Origin of the sequence: Paraclostridium sp. (assembly GCF_051657365.1) — a bacterium.
Taxonomy (GTDB): Bacteria; Bacillota; Clostridia; order Peptostreptococcales; family Peptostreptococcaceae; genus Paraclostridium.
This window is the reverse complement of the sequence record NZ_JBOFKN010000094.1, coordinates 1-18,823: the sequence shown is the minus strand read 5'-3', so window position 1 is coordinate 18,823 and position 18,823 is coordinate 1. Positions and strand designations below refer to the sequence as shown.

Here is an 18,823-nt window from a genome sequence, read left to right as displayed (position 1 = left end):
CTTCTGGAGCTTTATCTATATTAGCGAAGTCTACTGCTTCTCCTAATTGATATCTATCGAATAATGTTTTTGTTATTGCTGCAGTTAATGTAGTTTTACCGTGGTCAACGTGACCTATAGTTCCTATATTAACGTGTGGCTTGTTTCTTTCAAATTTAGCTTTAGCCATTTTGAATTCCTCCCTTATTTTGTATTTGTTAATGCTTACATTAAGCTTATGCTAAGTATTTTACTATTAATTATTTCTGTTTTCAAGATATTTTTCCAATTTTCTCTTCACTCTTTGTAGAGCATTATCAATTGATTTTACATCTCTATCTAATCTGTCTGCTATATATTGATATGACTTCCCATTTAAATACAATTCTAAAACTTCTAATTCTAATTTACTTAAAATTTCATTCATCTTTGACTCTATATTTTTAAGCTCTTCTTTACTTATTATTAACTCCTCTGGATCAGTTATTATACTTGTAGCTATTATATCTAATAGCGTTCTATCTGATTCCTCATCATATATAGGTTTATTTAAAGATACATATGAATTAAGAGGTATGTGTTTTTGTCTTGTTGCAGTTTTTATTGCTGTTATAATCTGTCTTGTTATACATATCTCTGCAAAACATTTAAATGAGTTTGTCTTACTTCCGTCAAAATCTCTTATAGCTTTATATAAACCTATCATACCTTCTTGGATTATATCTTCCTTATCAGCTCCAACTAAAAAATATGACTTTGCCTTTGCTTTAACAAAGTTTTTATACTTAGTAATAATATACTCTAGTGCTATTGTATCCCCTTTATTAGCTTTTAATACTGTTTCATATTCCTCTTGCTGCGAATTACTTACAAATTCAAAACCCTTATCTTTAGCTACTAACATTTTTTATCTCCCCCATTACTTAACTTCATAGGTATATTATAGTTTAAAAAACTTAGTATTTTCAACGGTTTCTACGAATGTTCTCAAGTTTCGACAAAGTTTCTTTATCTAGTCTATCTTCTAACCAATTTCTCTGAATTTTGCGTTGTGAACTTGTTTGCTTGCTTTTCATCCTCATTTTAGCTTCTTCAACATCTATTTTCAACTCTCTAGATGACACTCTAGTAGCACCTTTTCCTAAAATTATTTGCTGTTCTGCATAATCATTTGTAGCTACTTTAACAACATCATATTTATGTAATGATGTTATTAATTTCTCAATATAGCTATCTGCAGTTTGATGCTCTTTTGTGTATACTACAGTTATATATTTTCTTTTTTCAACTTTTTCCATTGAATTTTTTACATTATATGCATCAAAAACTACTATAGCCTTTTGACCTGAAAATTCGGCATATTCTATAATAATGTTAATTAATTTTTCTCTAGATGCATCTAGATCATCTATCGCTATACGTTTTAAATCTTCCCATGCATTTATAATATTATATCCATCAATTATTAGATAATGATTGATTTTTCTTTTCATTATCTACTTAGTACCCATTCTTTGTTTAAATATTTCATATAGAAGAATACTTCCTGCTACTGATGCATTTAGTGATGTAACATTCCCAACCATAGGCATTTTAACTGTAAAATCACAGTGTTTTTTTACTAACCTTGATATTCCAAAACCTTCACTTCCAATTACCAAACCTATTGGTCCTGTTAAGTTTTGTTCATAGAATGTTTGACCATCCATATCTGCTGCTGCAATCCATAGACCATGTTCTTTTAATGTTTTTAAAGTGTTAACTATATTAGTTACTTTACATACAGGAACGTACTCTACAGCTCCAGCAGATGCCTTAGCTACAGTTGGTGTTATATGAACAGATCTTCTCTTTGGTATTATAACTCCATGAGCTCCTACAGCATCAGCAGTTCTTATTATTGACCCTAAGTTATGAGGATCTGTTATTTCATCTAATATTATAAAAAATGGGTCTTCACCTTTATCCGATACACTTTTAATTAATTCATCTAGTTCATGATATTTATAATCACTTACATTTGCAATTACACCTTGATGAGCATGACTTGTACTTATTTCATCTAATTTATTTCTATCTACATATTGTATTATTATATTTTTTTCTTTCGCCATAGCTACTAACTTTTTTATAGAGCCTTCTTTAGCTCCATTTGCTATCATTATCTTATCTATTTCTCTATCGTTTTTTATAGCTTCTATAACTGGATTTCTTCCTTCTATGTTTGCCAAACTCTTCACCGCCTATAAATTATTAAACTTTTCTCTTATTTGTATAATGTTTCCACACGTCATTTTTCCTTCTGGACAAGGTCCTTTTATACATTTTGGTCCTATATTTTTAAATAATATAGGTGATATCTCTCTTACTTGTCTTAACATTTCCACAGATAAGTCTCTTATTTCCCACTGTGCTCTTTCACAACATCTATGATTAAAGAAATTATATAAACTTCTAGTGTTCATAGTAAATACCATCTTTGTCTCACATGCATTAGGGAAAACATATCTTGCATCTTCTATTGCTTTTTTCTCTGCATTCCTTTTAGCTTCTTTTTCATTTTTTCCACATTTTATTAAATTATTATAATGTTTTTCAAATAAAATATCTACTAACTTATCATATGATTCTTGGTCTTTATTCATAGCATCTATAAATACCGCTTTAGCTTCCTCTATTCGCTCTATTTCAGGAGGAACTATATATTCAAATTGATTTAGTTTAACATATCTTTGACTCTGTTGTGAAAAACTAGCTATACGATGTCTAACAATCTGATGAGAACAACTTCTTGAAATACCCTCTACAGCAAATGTAAATGTAACATGCTCTAATGGAGATTCATGTCCTATATTTATTAACATATTTAAAAACTTTTCTACACTTTCATCAGTTAAATTTTGTTCTATTTCATCTACCCCTACAGAAGAGTAGCATAATTTTGCAGCCATTGATATTACCTTTTCAGGTTCAGGCGTATGAGCTATTACTTTAACTTTCATATGTATACCTCCTTAATAGTTTATTATATTATTATACCTTATTTTGTCTAAAAATGGAGTTTATCAAGACAATTAGAGTGATTCTTAAGTAAAAAGGAGCTATTCTCTAACTCGAGATAGCTCCCCCTATTTATTATATACTCTCTTCTGTTATTTCAATCGCTCTTTGAATTATCTCTTCTAATCTTTCATAGTCTTTTTTCATATGCAGATAACCTATTAAAGCCTCAAATGCAGTTGCATTTTTATAATCTATAATGTCTGCATTTTTAGGTGTAGTATGAGATTTTTGATTACGACCTCTTTTGTATATTCTATGTTCTTCCTCTGTTAATGTATCTTCTATGGTAAGTATTACGTTAGCCTGCGCCTTAGCTCTTACATACTTTATAGCGGTCTTATGTAAATCATTAACCTTTCTATTTACATTCTTATTTATAAGATATTCTCTTATACGAGATTCATACACAGTGTCTCCTAAATAAGCAAGTACCAAAGGTGATACTGTAGCTAAGTTTATATTATCCATTCTTACACCCTTTTCCATTTAGTTCCTTGTCTTGTATCTTCTAAAACAATTCCCATATCTAATAATTTATTTCTTATTTCATCTGCTAATGCAAAATCTTTATTTTTCTTAGCATCAACTCTATCTTGTATTAATTTCTCTATATCTTCATCTAAGCATTCATCCTGCTTTTTATTTACTATGTTTAAAACATTAGTCAACTCATCAAATTCACTTAAACATTTTCTAGAAAATTCGATTGAAGAATCTTCATTTACATTAGTATTTATAAATCTAGCTAATTCAAATATAACACTTATAGCATCTGCTGTGTTTATATCATCATCCATAGCATTTATAAATTTAACTCTATATGATTCTAATTCATTCATAAACTCTTGTTCATTTTCTTTTAAATTTTCATCTTTTAAGTTACTTAACGTAAACTCTAATTTTTCTTTAGTATTATATAATCTTTCAAGTCCCGCTCTTGACTGTGTTAACATTTCATCACTAAAGTTTACTGGATTTCTATAATGAGCTGATAACATAAAGAATCTAACAACTTCTAAATCATATTGATCTGAAATATCTCTAACTGTAAAGAAGTTACCTTTTGATTTACTCATTTTTTCATTATTTATATTTATATATCCATTATGTACCCAATAGTTAGAGAATGTTTTTCCACTTCTAGCTTCACTCTGTGCTATTTCATTTTCATGGTGTGGGAATGCTAGGTCTTGTCCTCCTGCATGTATGTCTATAGTATCACCTAAATATCTTTTTGACATTACTGAACACTCTATATGCCATCCTGGTCTACCTACACTCCATGGACTTTCCCATCCTGGTTCTCCCTCTTTTTTAGGTTTCCATAATACGAAGTCCATTGGATGTCTTTTTTGAGAGTTAACTTCTATTCTAGAACCAGCTTCTAAGTCTTCTTGATTTTGTTTAGAAAGTTTTCCATATCCTTCAAATTTCTGAGTATCAAAGTATACTTCTCCATTTACTTCATATGCATATCCTTTTTCTTCTAACTCTTTTATAAATTCTATTATTTCATTTATATTATCTGTAACTCTTGGATGTACTGTAGCTCTTGTTATCCCTAATCCATCAGCATCTTTAAAATATTCATCTATGTATTTATCAGCAATCTGTTCAGGAGTTATTCCTTCTTCATTACTTCTTTTTATTATTTTATCATCAACATCTGTAAAATTTTGAATATATGTTACATCATATCCTCTATATTCTAAATATCTTCTAAATGTGTCAAATATTATAAATGGTCTAGCATTTCCTATGTGGAAGAAGTTATAAACTGTAGGTCCACAAACATACATTTTTACCTTTCCTTCTTCAATTGGAATAAATTCTTCTTTTGTTCTAGTTAACGTATTGTATAACTTCATTATATTCACCTCACTGTTATGTTTAAAGCTCTTTTCTAACCATATAATCTATTATAATTTATATTCTCTTTAATTAATAGTACTACTATTATACCCTCCTGCATTTATAAAGAAACGTCTTAATTTATACTTCATCGATTTTTTCTAAAAAGTCAACTTTATTTGATATACACTTATGGTATGTATCCCTATTAATAATGTTCTCATTTTTCATCTTTGTTATTACATTTATGTATTCCTCGCAAAGTTGATTTAATTCCCCCTTTATTTCCTTGATATCTATACTCATACTTTCCTCCTAGAAATATACATTTTAATTATAACTATTTAAAATATATTAAGTTTTTAGTATGAAATCCCTCTATTTTTAAATTATAATCTTTCTTCAAAAAATTACATAAATAAAAAAACCACCTTAAATAAGATGGTTTTTTTATTTATAATAAATTATTTTTTACATATTGAATTCTATTTAAACAAGTTTGCTTACCTATAACAGCTGCTGCTTTTGGTAAGTCTGGGCCATGCATTTGTCCAGTTAATATAACTCTTGTTCCCATAAATAAATTTTTACCTTTTATTCCATGTTCTTTTTGTATTTCTTTTAACATAGCTTTAAAGAATTCTTCAGTTATTTCTTCTGAATTATTTATTTTTTCTTCTAATGAATTTATTAAAGTAGGTATATGTTCTAATTGTAAAAATTCTCTACACTCTTCAGTTTCTAACTTAACTTCATCACCAAAGAATATGTTAACATGTTCTGTTACTTCTTTTACATATTGTAATTTTTCTTTAACAACAGAAACCATACCTTTTACAAAATCATATCTATTTGTAGCATCTTCTTCTGTTATATATCCAGCTTCTATTAAAAATGGTATAGCTAAATCAGTTATATATTCATCTGAAGCATCTTTTATATAATGTTGGTTAACCCAGTTTAATTTATCTGTATCGAATACTCCACCACTCTTAGAAACTCTTTCAACTGAGAAATGTTCTTCTAATTCTTTCATTGTGAATAACTCTTGATTATCTTCTGGTGACCATCCAACTAAAGCAACATAGTTAACTAAACCTTCTGGTAAGTATCCCTTTTGTTTAAAGTCTTCTACTGCAACTGAACCATGTCTTTTACTTAACTTTTTCTTTTCTTTATTAAGTATATTTGGAAGATGTACGAAAGTTGGAGCTTCCCATCCAAATGCTTCATATAAATATACATGTTTTGGAGTTGATGATATCCATTCTTCTCCCCTTATAACATGTGTTATTTTCATCATATGGTCATCTACTACTACTGCAAAGTGATATGTAGGGAATCCATCGGTTTTTATTAATACTTGATCATCTAATTCATCAGTGTTAAATTCAGTTTCCCCTCTTACTAAGTCAGTAAACTTTATTACATGATTTTCTGGCAATCTTAATCTTATTACATGTTCTTCACCAGCTGCTAGTTTAGCTTCAACTTCTTCTTTTGATAAGTCTCTACAGTGTCCATCATATTTTGGAGTTTCTCCAGCTTCTTTTTGTTTTTCTCTAACTTCATCTAATCTTTCTTTTGAGCAGAAGCAGTAGTATGCTTTACCACTATCTAATAATTGTTGTATATAGTCTTTATATATATCTAATCTTTCAGATTGTATATATGGTCCATATGGTCCAACTTGAGTTACTTCTTTATTTTCTCCTAATATAACACCTTCTGTATGGTTAACTCCAGCCCATGCCATAGCATCTAGCATATTTTCTATTGCACCATCAACAAGTCTAGTTCTATCAGTATCTTCAACTCTTAATATGTATTCTCCACCCATTCTTTTTGCAAATAAGTAATTATATAAAGCCGTTCTTAAACTACCTATATGTACAAATCCAGTTGGACTTGGAGCAAATCTTACTCTAACACTCATAACTTTACCTCCTAAATAATATTCTATATATTATAATACCAAATTTAATCAATATTTATAATACAATTTTCTCTTATTAAAATTATAAATACCCTATCTTATTGTGTTTTTATCTGTGGATAAATATATTTTTATATAAAATTAAATAGCATATATATCCACATTTTGTCGAAAATGTTAATAACTTAGTGGATTATATATACTATTTAGCTTTTAAACTATCCTAATTTAACTTCTGATTTAACAAATTCAGATTTTATTCTATCAGCTATATCGTCTAAAGATATTAATTCTTTTTCTGATTCACTTCTTAATTTAAACTCAACTTTTCCATCTGTTATATCTTTACCTACTGTAATTCTCATAGGTATACCTATTAACTCAGAATCTTTGAACTTAACTCCTACCCTTTCATCTCTATCATCTAATAAAACTTCTACTCCCATAGCAAGTAATTCATTGTATATTTTTTCAGCAGCTTCCATTTGCTCTGCTTTCTTTATATTTACAGGCACTACTACTGCATGATATGGAGCTATAGATAAAGGCCATACTATTCCATTTTCATCGTTATGCTGTTCTATTACAGCTGCAGCAGTTCTCTCAACGCCTATACCGTAACATCCCATAACTATTGGCTTGCTCTTTCCATCTTTGTCTATAAAGTTTGCTCCCATAGTTTCAGAGTATTTAGTTCCTAGTTTAAATATGTGACCAACTTCTACACCTCTAGCTATTTCAAGTGGAGCTCCACAACATGTACACTTATCTCCTTCTTGTACATTTCTAAAATCTCCTACTATTCCATCAAAGTCTCTTCCGAAGTTAGCATTTCTTATATGGTAATCAGTTTTATTTCCACCTACACCGATATTACTTTGCTCTGCTACTTCTTTATCTATAAATATATAATCAGCTTGCATACCTATTGGTCCTGCAAATCCAACCTCTGCGTTAGTTAACTCTCTTACTATTTCTTCTCTAGCTAATTCAAAATCGATAACTTCACCTACAGCATTTGATACCTTAACTTCATTAACATCTCTATCTCCTCTTACTAAAACTACAACTGTTTTTCCATCAGCTTCATATATTAAAGTTTTAGCAAAAGTATCAGCTGTTGTGTTGAAGAACTCACATAGCTGATCTATAGTAGTTACACCTGGAGTATGAACTGGCTCTAAATCTTTCATTTCCTCTTTATCTTTTAGGTCATCTACTGAGTGAGCTTTTTCTATATTAGCTGCATAATCACACCCACTACAGAATACTATCTCATCTTCTCCTACAGGAGACTTAACCATAAATTCTGCAGAAGTAGAACCACCTATAGCTCCAGAATCCGCTTGAACTGGACTATTCTCTAATCCACATCTTCTAAATATCTCTGTATATGCATCATACATGTCTTGGTATGATTTATCTAAACCAGCTTCATCTGTATCAAAACTGTATGCATCTTTCATAGTGAATGATTTAGTTCTCATAACTCCAAATCTTGGTCTTCTTTCATCTCTGTATTTAGTTTGTATTTGATATAAATTTAAAGGTAATTGCTTATATGATGTAACATCTTGTCTTATTATATCTGTGAAAACTTCTTCATGTGTAGGTCCTAGACAGTAATCTCTACTATTTCTATCTTTTAGTCTAAACATTTCTGCTCCCATTACATCCCATCTTCCAGACTCTTGCCATAATTCAGCTGGTATTAATGCAGAACATAATATCTCTTGGCATCCTTTTTTATTTAACTCTTCTCTTATTATATTTTCAACTTTCTTGAAAACTCTTATTCCCATTGGCAATTGGTTATACACACCTGATGACATTTTTTTTATCATACCAGATCTCATCATTAATTGATGACTTGTTATTTCTGCATCTGCTGGAACCTCTCTTAATGTAGGCATAAACATTTTTGACATTTTCATATAAAATTTCCTCCTGTTATTTTTTTTATTTATAATCAAAAAAACCCTTCATCTCTATATAGAGACGAAAGGTTGTATTTCCGCGGTACCACTCTAGTTAATTAATATTATAAACATATCAATTCTCTTTATAGGATATAACGGTCCTTACCGTAAGAACTTTTTAACGTTCTTAAGCTCTGAGATTGGTTCAAAGACTTATTTATAGAAGCTCTCACCTAATACTTCTTCTCTGTAAAAAATACTATCTTCTACTATTTCTCTTCTTAGCTTTTTTTATTTCCAATTTATTTAATATCATTTTATAGCAATTATTTAATATTGTCAATCTTAACTAGTAAACATATACTTTGTGCTGATATTCCTTCCTTGTTACCTGTGAAACCAAGGCCTTCTTCTGTTGTAGCTTTGACATTTATACTATCAATGTCACAGTTTAATGCTTTAGCTATATTAGCTCTCATAGTTTGTATATGAGGTGCCATTTTGGGTGCTTGAGCTATTATTGTAGAATCTAGATTGCCTATCGCATATCCTTTTTCTTTTATTAAATTATATACAAATTCTAATAATTTTATACTATCAGCACCTTTGTATTTTTCATCTGTATCAGGGAAGTGCTTACCTATATCTCCAAGTGCTAAAGCTCCAAGTATAGAATCCATTATAGCATGTAGCAATACATCCGCATCTGAATGCCCTAACAATCCTTTTTCATGTGGTATTTCAACTCCACCTAATATTAACTTTCTATTTTCAACTAACTTGTGAACATCATAACCCATTCCTACTCTCATAATTATCCTCCGTTAATTTTTATTTTTTAATATTTGTTCTCCAAATTTCAAATCTTCTTGTGTAGTTATTTTTATATTATCATAAGAACCTTCTATCATTTTAACATTATAACCTATTCGTTCTACTAACATTGCATCATCTGTTCCATAATAATTACCATTATATGCATCTTCATATGCTTTTGTTATAACTTCATACTTAAAAACTTGAGGAGTTTGTACAGACCATAAGTAACTTCTATTTGGAGTATCTATAATATTGCCGTTTTCTCCAACTATTTTTATAGTATCTTTTACCTTAACTCCTACAACTACAGCATTATGTTTTTTAGCTTCTTCTATAGAATTTTTTATTATATCATCCGTAACAAATGGTCTAGCTCCATCATGAACAATTACTACATCACAATTTTTATCAAGCTCTTTTATTCCATTATGAACAGAATCCTGTCTTTCATTTCCACCATAAGTGATTTTTATATTATCAAATCCATATTTCTTTATTACGTTATTTATAAAGTATTCTTCTTCACTTTCTTTTATAACAACAACTATATCATCGATGCTGTTATTATTATAAAACTTATCTATTGTGTGAACTATAATCTCTTTATTATTTAATTTTATAAACTGTTTATTTATATCTTTCTTCATTCTACTTCCAGTACCTGCTGCTACTATTATAACCCCATTCATACTTTCACCTCTTTAGTAAGCTAAAATAATTTATATATATTTTAACACATAGATATTAATAAGTATTATTAAACTAAAAAAGTCTTCAGAATTAACTTCTGAAGACTTTTGTTTAATCTACTTTAGGTTTTCCAAATATCATTCTTCCTGCTGGCGTTTGTAATACTGATGTCACTAAAACTCTTATAGTTTCTCCCATGTATTTTTTCCCACCATCAACTACAATCATAGTACCATCGTCTAGATAAGCAATTCCCTGATTAGATTCTTTACCTTCTTTTACAACTTGTACTATCATATGTTCACCTGGTATCGCTACCGGCTTTATAGCATTAGCTAATTCATTTATATTAAGAACTTCAACACCTTGAACTTGAGCAACTTTATTTAAATTGTAGTCGTTAGTAACAACTTTCCCTCCAAGTGTTTCTGCTAGCTTTAATAATTTCGCATCAACTTCCGCTATATCTTCAAAATCTTTACTACTTATTTCAACTTCTATGTTTAATTCTTTTTGTATTATATTAAGTATATCTAATCCTCTTCTACCTCTAACTCGTTTTAAATCATCAGATGAATCTGCTATATGTCTCAATTCATCTAGTACAAATGTAGGGATTACAAGTTTACCCTCTATAAATCCAGTTTGACATATTTCCGCTATCCTACCATCTATGATAACACTAGTATCTAAAACCTTAGGTGGTATACTTTTTTCTTTTTTAACATTTTTATCTTTATTTGGTGCTAGCCTTGTTAATTTATTTAGGTTAAATATATCATCTTTACTTTTTAAAGCAATTCTGATGCCTAAATAACCTACAAATACATATGTAAATAATGATAATAAATTACCTACTATAGGTATCTTAAGTGATAAAATCAATTGACTTACTAAGTAAGCTATAACAAGTCCAACTATTAAACCTATAGTACCTAATATTATATCAGTTTGAGGATATTTAGATATTTCTCTATCCATATCCTTAGCTATTTTTCTAGATTTATTCATAATCCAAGGTCCCATCATATACACTATGAACCCTATTACTAATCCCACTACTATTGAAGCTATAAATCCATATAGTTCTGATCCGAATGAAAGCATAGGAAAATTTTGAGCTGCCGATATATAAGTTGTCATACCTACTGCAAATCCTAATATTCCAATTATTACTCTTATTATCTTCGATAACAAATTTTCACCCCCTATATTTTTCCTTAATATTTTCTTATTATAATCAAACTATTAACTATATTCAAGAACAAAGTTATATCAAAATTTTATATATGCCTATCTATAAGCGATAATTCTTGCATTTTTATAAGTCCATTTTTTATATACTTAGCTCTTATCTCACCAATACCTTCAACATCATCTAAATCTTCTATAGATGCTCTTAATATATCTTGGAAATCTTCAAAATAATTCACTAAGTTTTCTATTATAGTACTAGGTAATCTATGTATTTTATTTAAAATTCTATATCCTTTAGGTCTTACTGGCATATCCATGCTCTCTGAAAAACCAGTATAACCAATCATTTTAGCTATATTGGCTAAATCTAATAATTCTTCTGATGATAATGATATAATTTTTTTCTTAAATTCACCTAAAGTCATATCATTTCTTTTATAGTCTTTTAAAATTTGATTTTGATCTATCTTTGTAGTTCCCATCAATTCCTCAACCTGCATGCTTAAAAGAGTTCCTTCTATCCCTAATTCAACTATATACTTCTCAATTATATTTGTAACTCTCATAACCATTTCTATTTTCTGAACTACAAGTACTACATCATATAAAGTTACCAAATCTTTAAATTCTAATGCAGTTAAGCTTATTATAGCTTGGTCTAAAACTGATTTATATTTTTCTAGAGTCTGTAATGCTTGATTCGCTTTAGTAAATATTTTTGATATATCTTCAATTACATATTTTTTATCACCTTGATAAACTGTTATAACATTTCTTCTTTGTGATATAGCAATCACTATAGATCCTGTTTGCTTTGCAACTCTTTCAGCAGTTCTATGTCGAGTTCCAGTTTCACTAGTCTCTATAGAATAGTCAGGTATAAGCTGAGCATTTGCATATAGTATTCGTTTTACATCTTCGCTTAATACTATAGCTCCATCCATCTTAGCTAGTTCATATAAATAAGCTGGAGAATATTCGGCATTTATATTAAATCCTCCATCAACAATCTTAGTTACATCATCTCCATCTGCTATAACTATAAGACCTCCTGTTTTAGCTTTTAAAACATGGTCTATACCTAATCTAAGATTTGTACCAGGAGATATCATTTTCAATGTATTAATAGCTTTTTTGCCACTAAAAAAATCACTCATTTTTATCTATTTCCTCCTAATACTATATTTATAGCTTGTCTTACACTATCTACAGGACATATATCTATACCTTTTACATCTTTAACTGCTTCGTAACTACTCTTTGGAATAATAATTTTAGTAAACCCTAATTTTTTACATTCAGCTATTCTTTTTTCTATAAAACTTACAGCTCTTATCTCTCCAGTTAATCCAACCTCTCCAGTTATAGCAACATTCCCATCTATAGGTATATTTCTAAAACTAGAAGCTATAGCCATTACTATTCCTAAATCTATAGATGGCTCATTTATTTTTATACCACCAACAATATTTATATATACATCCTGATTTTGTATTTGCATACCAACTCTTTTTTCTAAAACTGCCATAAGCAAGGATACCCTATTATAATCAACACCTGTTGCTGTTCTCTTTGCAATTCCAAAACTTGTTGGGGACACTAGTGCCTGTAACTCTAATAACATTGGTCTCGTCCCTTCAACCGTCGATATAATAACTGAACCAGCTACATCTTTAGGTTTTTCAGCTATCAATATTTTGGATGGGTTTTCTAATTCTACTAACCCAACCTCTCTCATTTCAAATACACCTAATTCATTTGTAGATCCAAATCTATTTTTAACAGCTCTTACCAATCTATATGTATTGAATCGTTCTCCTTCAAAATATAATACCGTATCAACCATATGCTCTAATACTTTTGGACCTGCTAATGCACCTTCCTTAGTTACATGTCCAACTACAAAAGTTGATATACCCATTTTTTTAGAAATCTTCATAAACCTAGAGGTACCTTCTTTTATTTGGCTTACAGTTCCTGGAGCAGATGTGATTTCTGGACTAAAAACAGTTTGTATAGAGTCTACTATTATCAAATCTGGGCTTATACTTTCTAGATGAGCTTCTATTATACTTAAATTATTTTCAGCAAATATATATAAATTATCGGACTTTATTCCTAATCTTTGAGCCCTCATTTTTATTTGTGATGCAGATTCTTCTCCTGATATATATAATACTTTTTTCCCACTATTAGCTACATTACTAGATACTTGTATAAGTAATGTAGATTTACCAATACCTGGATCTCCTCCTACTAAGACTAAAGACCCTTTAACTACTCCACCACCTAAAACCCTATCCAATTCATTTATACACGTAGAAAATCTTTGTTCCTTTATAGTTTCTATAGAGTTTATATTTAAAGGTCTAGATGCCGATTTATCTATAACAAATACTTCTTTACTAGAATTAGAACGTTTTTCTTCTATTTCTTCAACAAAAGTATTCCATTTATTACATTCTGGACATTTACCTAGCCATTTGCTATTTTCATATCCACACTCTTGACACACATATTTAGTTTTTATTTTTGCCATTTATAAACTCACCCTTATGTAAATTTTTTATATAGTATTAATTTTAACATATATAACCATTAATATGTTAAATTTATAATATATAAAGGAGCTTATTTAAAGCTCCCTTGTATATCTTACAACTTACTTTCAAATACAACTTTATCATTTATAATTTTAGCTATAATATGATCCCCTTTATTTACATTTTCACTCAACAATTCTTCTGCTAATTCATCTTCCAACTCTTTCTGTATAGCTCTTTTTAAAGGTCTTGCTCCATATTCTAAATCAACTCCATGCTTAGCTATAAATCCTATAACTGACTCATTTATATCTAAAATTATATCCATTTGTTCTAATCTATTTATTAATTGGTTTATCATTAACCTTGCTATGTCATATAAATTATTTAAGCTTAATTTATGAAAAACTATTATATCATCTATTCTATTTATAAACTCAGGTCTGAATCTATTTTTCAATTCTAAAATTATTTTATCCTTCATATCATCGTAATCGTTCTCTTGTATTTTTACTTCATTATGATGATTAGCAAATCCAATTGATTTTTGTTTTGTTATAGATGTTGCACCTAAATTAGACGTCATTATAATTACCGTATTTTTAAAATCTACAGTTCTACCTTTAGAATCTGTCAATCTACCTTCATCTAGTATCTGTAACAATATATTAAATACATCTTCATGCCCTTTTTCTATCTCATCAAACAAGACTACTGAATAAGGATGTCTCCTAACACTTTCTGTTAATTGCCCTCCATCATCATGCCCTATATATCCAGGTGGAGAACCTATTAATCTAGATACTGAATGTTTTTCCATATATTCAGACATATCTATTCTAATTATCTGATTTTCATCTCCAAAATGAGCTTCAGCTATAGCTTTACATAACTCTGTCTTACCTACACCTGTAGGACCTAAAAACAAAAATGATCCGATTGGTCTTTTAGGATCTTTGAGTCCTGACCTTGATCTTCTTATTGCTTTTGATACAGCGCTTACAGCTTCATCTTGCCCTATAATCCTCCCATGAAGTATTTCCTCTAAATTTAATAACTTATTACATTCTGATTTAACTAATTTATTTACAGGTATACCAGTCCAAAGGCCAACAACTTCTGAAACTATCTCACTAGTAACTAATAGAATATCTTTTTGTTTTTTATCATTATCTATTCTAACTCTAGATGCTGATTCATCTATTATATCTACTGCTTTATCTGGAAGATATCTGTCTGTTATATATCGGCTTGATAATTCAACTGCAGTTTTTATTGCATCTTCTGTTATTTTCACATTATGATGATTTTCATACTTTTCCTTTAGGCCTTTTAAAATTTTAATTGCATCTTCTTTATTTGGTTCTTCAACTATAATAGGTTGTAGTCTTCTCTCTAAAGCTACATCTTTTTCTATACTTTTTCTATATTCATCTATAGTTGTTGCGCCTATTACTTGTATGTCTCCTCTAGATAGAACTGGTTTTAATATATTAGATGCATCCATTGAATTTTCACCTGTAGCTCCTGCTCCTACTATAGTATGCATTTCATCTATAAATAATATTATTTCTTTAGCACCCATAACTTCATCTAATACTTTCTTTATTCTTTCTTCGAATTCTCCTCTATACTTGGCTCCAGCAAGCATTCCACCTATCTCTAAATTATATATGGTTTTGTTTAATAATGATTTAGGTACTTCCTTATTTTCTATTTTAACAGCCAATCCTTCAATTATAGCTGTTTTACCCACACCTGGATCTCCAATTAAAATAGGGTTGTTTTTGGTTCTCCTACTTAAAATTTGAACTATTCTATGCAGCTCATTTTCCCTTCCAATTAGAGGGTCTATCTTATTTTGCTTAGCATAGTCATTTAAATTTATAGCATATTTTTCTAAAGTTGGTATTTTAGGTTTTTCCTTATTTATTTCTTCACTTTCAATTATTTCTCTATTAAATCCTATATCATATTCTATATCTATATATTCAGCTATAGATTTCACTAATACTTGCTTATTTATACCTTTTTTCTCTAGTATCTTAACAGCTAAACTGCCCTCTTCTTGTACAAGTGCCAATAATATATGTTCAGTATCTACTATATTACTTTTAAATCCATTAGCGAACATAAATGATGTATCTAATATGCTTTTGCTTCTAGGACTTAAAAATACATCATCTGTGTTATCATTTATTCCTATCCCGTATATATCTATAATCAGTTTACTTAACTCACTATCTTCTATACCTAATTCAATTAAAATTTTTGAAGCAATTCCCTTTTTTTGCTTAACTAAGCCTAGCAGTATATGCTCTGTTCCAACAACTCTATGGCCAAATTCTTTTGCACAAGTAATAGATATATCTATCACTTGTTGAGCATTTTTTGTAAATTTATCAAAATACACTAAAATCCCCCTCCTTTACATTAGAGTGTTCAATATATTTTAACTAGATAATTTACTAGTTTTATTGTTCCATTGTATGCATTTTGAATAATAAAATTTACTAGATAATAGTTAAAAAATAAGGGATTAGACATATATCTAATCCCTTATTTTTTAACTATTATCTGAACTTAATATTATTTTATGTGCTAATTGTACTGGAACCTCTTCATATTTATCTAATTCCATTTCAAAATATCCTCTTCCTTGAGTCATAGCTCTTAAATCTATTGCATATTTAAAAGTTTCAGCTTGTGGAGCATTAGCGTATATAACTTGCTTTCCATTATCTATTGGCTCCATACCCAAAATCCTACCTCTTTTTTTATTTATATCCCCCATTACATCGCCCATATACTCATCAGGAACAACAATAGTAAGCTTCATTATAGGTTCTAATAAAATAGGTTTGGCTTCCTCTATACCCTTTTTAAAGGCAATACTAGCAGCTAACTTAAATGCCATTTCAGAAGAATCAACATCATGATATGATCCATCATAAAGAGTAGCCTTTATATTTGTTACAGGATATCCAGCTAATATTCCTTTTATCATAGACTCTCTTATTCCTTTTTCTACTGCTGGTATATATTGCTTCGGAACAGAACCTCCAAATATATCTTCCTCAAATTCAAAATCATTTTGAGATCTTTCAAATTTTATTTTTACATCTCCATATTGTCCATGTCCTCCTGATTGCTTTTTATGTTTACCTTGAACATCAGAGCTTCCTTTTATAGTCTCTCTATATGCAACTTTTAAATCAGTTAAATCTATATCTAATCCAAACTTTTCTTTCATCTTTAATTTTGCTATATTTATATGAAGCTCACCTTGCCCACCAATTAAAACCTGTTTAGTTTCTGTATTTCTATTCCAAGTTATAGTAGGATCTTCATCAGATATTTTATTTAATACTGTGCTTATTTTATCCTCATCCCCTTTATTTTTAGGCTGTATAGCAAAATATATCTGAGGCTTAGGAATTTTAATACAATCTTCTAATTCTTCATTTTGATTTAATGATATACTATCTCCTGTTTGAAGAGAATTAACTTTAGTAGTAATTATAATATCACCTGCATTTGCCATCTGAACTTCTGATAACTCATTTTTATCAAAAGTATATATATTATATATTTTTTCTTTTATATTTTTATTAAGATTATATATATCCATATCTTTACTCATCTTTCCTTGCAAAATCTTAATATATGACATTTTCCCAATAAATGGATCCACTATAGTTTTAAATACCATCCCTTTAAGTTTTTTCTCTTTTTTATCGAACTTAGGCTTTAAATAAGTAGCTATAATATTTAGAATTTCTTTTGTACCTATATTATTAATAGTAGATCCACACACAACAGGTATTATATCCCCGCTCTGTATTCCCAATGTTATTCCCATTTTGATATCTTCATCTGTAAGTTCTTCTCCACTGAAGTATTTTTCTAGTAAATCATCATCTGACTCTGCTATTAGCTCCATTAAACTTTCCTTTATGCTATTAGCTTCCTCTTTGAATTCATTACATAAATCTGACATATCTTCAAATATATTATGTAATTTTTTAAATTGACCACCCTCATATACAGGCATATACATAGGTACAATTTTATTACTATATTTTTCTCTTAGTTCTTCTATTAAATCTTTATATATAGATTTTTCATTATCTATTTTATTTATGAATATAAGTTTAGGTATAGATTCTCCTGTAACTTCTAAAGATTTTTCAGTTCCAACTTGGATATTAGTAGTTGCATCAACTACAATAATTGCTACGTCACTAGCAGATACAGCTGAAATAACATCTCCAGTAAAATCAGAATATCCTGGAGTATCTAATAAATTATATTTATAATTTTCATATTCTATAGGAACTAAATTCATACTATATGTCATATTTGTCTTGTCAGTTAATTTAGGCATTTTACTTGAAGTTTCAGAAGTATAAGCCATTGCTTCGATTAGATTAGTTTTACCACAACCGCTATGTCCTAATATAGCTACGCTTCTTAACATATTACTATCATATACCTTCATACTTAAGCACCTACCTTATATCATTTTTATAATTTATATGCATTTAATATAAGTCTTTATGTGCAATTATTCTAAAAAGTATATTAGTATCAATAATAAATACATTTTGTTTACCGTGAAACATATATTAGTTAAAAACAAAAATGGAGAGTACTTACTAAAGTAAGTACTCTCCATTTTTTTAATTAAAAAAGATTACGCGGCTACGTCCTACTCTCCCAGGCAGCTTCCCACCAAGTACCATCGGCGCTAAAGAGCTTAACTTCTGTGTTCGGAATGGGAACAGGTGTATCCTCTTTGCTATAATAACCACATAATCTTTATT

Annotated in this window: 17 protein-coding genes, 1 rRNA gene and 1 other annotated feature; all 18 genes read right to left on the bottom strand. The window is 29.2% G+C overall.

Going from position 1 to position 18,823, the window contains the following annotated elements:
• The coding region (locus ACRCYC_RS06645) for a GTP-binding protein (protein ID WP_261291357.1) at positions 1-169 on the bottom strand (169 nt) is incomplete at its 3' end.
• Between the two features lie 66 nt (positions 170-235).
• Positions 236-883 (bottom strand): RNA polymerase sporulation sigma factor SigH, encoded by a 648-nt coding sequence (sigH, locus tag ACRCYC_RS06640; protein WP_438618337.1) that lies wholly within the window; start codon positions 881-883, stop codon positions 236-238.
• Positions 884-944: 61 nt separating this feature from the next.
• Positions 945-1,472: an NYN domain-containing protein gene (locus ACRCYC_RS06635; protein ID WP_438618336.1), complete on the bottom strand. Its 528-nt coding sequence runs from the start codon at positions 1,470-1,472 to the stop codon at positions 945-947.
• Between the two features lie 3 nt (positions 1,473-1,475).
• Positions 1,476-2,210 (bottom strand): 23S rRNA (guanosine(2251)-2'-O)-methyltransferase RlmB, encoded by a 735-nt coding sequence (gene rlmB, locus ACRCYC_RS06630; protein ID WP_438618335.1) that lies wholly within the window; start codon positions 2,208-2,210, stop codon positions 1,476-1,478.
• Between the two features lie 12 nt (positions 2,211-2,222).
• The gene (gene thyX, locus ACRCYC_RS06625; protein ID WP_438618333.1) at positions 2,223-2,981 is read right to left on the bottom strand and encodes an FAD-dependent thymidylate synthase; all 759 of its coding nucleotides are present in this window, start codon (positions 2,979-2,981) and stop codon (positions 2,223-2,225) included.
• A 133-nt stretch (positions 2,982-3,114) separates the two neighbouring features.
• A complete protein-coding gene (locus ACRCYC_RS06620) occupies positions 3,115-3,528 on the bottom strand; it encodes a Mini-ribonuclease 3 (RefSeq protein ID WP_438618332.1) in 414 nt (137 codons plus the stop codon).
• On the bottom strand, positions 3,513-4,910 hold the full coding sequence (gene cysS / locus ACRCYC_RS06615) for a cysteine--tRNA ligase (RefSeq protein WP_438618331.1): 1,398 nt from the start codon (positions 4,908-4,910) through the stop codon (positions 3,513-3,515). The genes ACRCYC_RS06620 and cysS overlap by 16 nt, the downstream gene beginning before the upstream one ends.
• Before the next feature lie 124 nt (positions 4,911-5,034).
• Entirely contained in the window at positions 5,035-5,199 is a 165-nt protein-coding gene (locus ACRCYC_RS06610) for a hypothetical protein (protein ID WP_438618330.1), read from the bottom strand.
• A gap of 148 nt (positions 5,200-5,347) precedes the next feature.
• The gene (gene gltX, locus ACRCYC_RS06605) at positions 5,348-6,829 is read right to left on the bottom strand and encodes a glutamate--tRNA ligase (protein ID WP_438618329.1); all 1,482 of its coding nucleotides are present in this window, start codon (positions 6,827-6,829) and stop codon (positions 5,348-5,350) included.
• Positions 6,830-7,047: 218 nt separating this feature from the next.
• The gene (locus tag ACRCYC_RS06600) at positions 7,048-8,763 is read right to left on the bottom strand and encodes a proline--tRNA ligase (protein ID WP_438618328.1); all 1,716 of its coding nucleotides are present in this window, start codon (positions 8,761-8,763) and stop codon (positions 7,048-7,050) included.
• 57 nt (positions 8,764-8,820) lie between these two features.
• Positions 8,821-9,040, bottom strand: a binding site (T-box leader).
• A gap of 34 nt (positions 9,041-9,074) precedes the next feature.
• The gene (ispF, locus tag ACRCYC_RS06595) at positions 9,075-9,560 is read right to left on the bottom strand and encodes a 2-C-methyl-D-erythritol 2,4-cyclodiphosphate synthase (protein ID WP_438618327.1); all 486 of its coding nucleotides are present in this window, start codon (positions 9,558-9,560) and stop codon (positions 9,075-9,077) included.
• A 12-nt stretch (positions 9,561-9,572) separates the two neighbouring features.
• The gene (gene ispD / locus ACRCYC_RS06590) at positions 9,573-10,256 is read right to left on the bottom strand and encodes a 2-C-methyl-D-erythritol 4-phosphate cytidylyltransferase (protein WP_438618326.1); all 684 of its coding nucleotides are present in this window, start codon (positions 10,254-10,256) and stop codon (positions 9,573-9,575) included.
• Positions 10,257-10,368: 112 nt separating this feature from the next.
• Entirely contained in the window at positions 10,369-11,454 is a 1,086-nt protein-coding gene (locus tag ACRCYC_RS06585) for a PIN/TRAM domain-containing protein (RefSeq protein WP_438618325.1), read from the bottom strand.
• Positions 11,455-11,540: 86 nt separating this feature from the next.
• Positions 11,541-12,611: a DNA integrity scanning diadenylate cyclase DisA gene (gene disA, locus ACRCYC_RS06580; RefSeq protein WP_438618324.1), complete on the bottom strand. Its 1,071-nt coding sequence runs from the start codon at positions 12,609-12,611 to the stop codon at positions 11,541-11,543.
• A 2-nt stretch (positions 12,612-12,613) separates the two neighbouring features.
• Complete coding sequence (gene radA / locus ACRCYC_RS06575; protein WP_438618323.1) at positions 12,614-13,993, bottom strand: DNA repair protein RadA; 1,380 nt, start codon at positions 13,991-13,993, stop codon at positions 12,614-12,616.
• A 116-nt stretch (positions 13,994-14,109) separates the two neighbouring features.
• Complete coding sequence (locus ACRCYC_RS06570) at positions 14,110-16,410, bottom strand: ATP-dependent Clp protease ATP-binding subunit (RefSeq protein WP_438618322.1); 2,301 nt, start codon at positions 16,408-16,410, stop codon at positions 14,110-14,112.
• Between the two features lie 153 nt (positions 16,411-16,563).
• Positions 16,564-18,498, bottom strand: coding sequence for an elongation factor G (locus ACRCYC_RS06565; RefSeq protein WP_438618321.1), 1,935 nt, complete (start codon positions 18,496-18,498; stop codon positions 16,564-16,566).
• A gap of 197 nt (positions 18,499-18,695) precedes the next feature.
• Positions 18,696-18,812: ribosomal RNA gene (rrf, locus tag ACRCYC_RS06560) — 5S ribosomal RNA — on the bottom strand.
• Positions 18,813-18,823 lie beyond the last annotated feature (11 nt).

Coding starts and splice junctions, on each gene's coding strand:
- sigH (WP_438618337.1), bottom strand. CDS start 883: ATGTTAGTAGCTAAAGATAAGGGTTTTGAATTTGTAAGTAATTCGCAG.
- ACRCYC_RS06635 (WP_438618336.1), bottom strand. CDS start 1,472: ATGAAAAGAAAAATCAATCATTATCTAATAATTGATGGATATAATATT.
- thyX (WP_438618333.1), bottom strand. CDS start 2,981: ATGAAAGTTAAAGTAATAGCTCATACGCCTGAACCTGAAAAGGTAATA.
- ACRCYC_RS06620 (WP_438618332.1), bottom strand. CDS start 3,528: ATGGAAAAGGGTGTAAGAATGGATAATATAAACTTAGCTACAGTATCA.
- cysS (WP_438618331.1), bottom strand. CDS start 4,910: ATGAAGTTATACAATACGTTAACTAGAACAAAAGAAGAATTTATTCCA.
- ACRCYC_RS06610 (WP_438618330.1), bottom strand. CDS start 5,199: ATGAGTATAGATATCAAGGAAATAAAGGGGGAATTAAATCAACTTTGC.
- gltX (WP_438618329.1), bottom strand. CDS start 6,829: ATGAGTGTTAGAGTAAGATTTGCTCCAAGTCCAACTGGATTTGTACAT.
- ACRCYC_RS06600 (WP_438618328.1), bottom strand. CDS start 8,763: ATGAAAATGTCAAAAATGTTTATGCCTACATTAAGAGAGGTTCCAGCA.
- ispF (WP_438618327.1), bottom strand. CDS start 9,560: ATGAGAGTAGGAATGGGTTATGATGTTCACAAGTTAGTTGAAAATAGA.
- ispD (WP_438618326.1), bottom strand. CDS start 10,256: ATGAATGGGGTTATAATAGTAGCAGCAGGTACTGGAAGTAGAATGAAG.
- disA (WP_438618324.1), bottom strand. CDS start 12,611: ATGAGTGATTTTTTTAGTGGCAAAAAAGCTATTAATACATTGAAAATG.
- radA (WP_438618323.1), bottom strand. CDS start 13,993: ATGGCAAAAATAAAAACTAAATATGTGTGTCAAGAGTGTGGATATGAA.
- ACRCYC_RS06565 (WP_438618321.1), bottom strand. CDS start 18,498: ATGAAGGTATATGATAGTAATATGTTAAGAAGCGTAGCTATATTAGGA.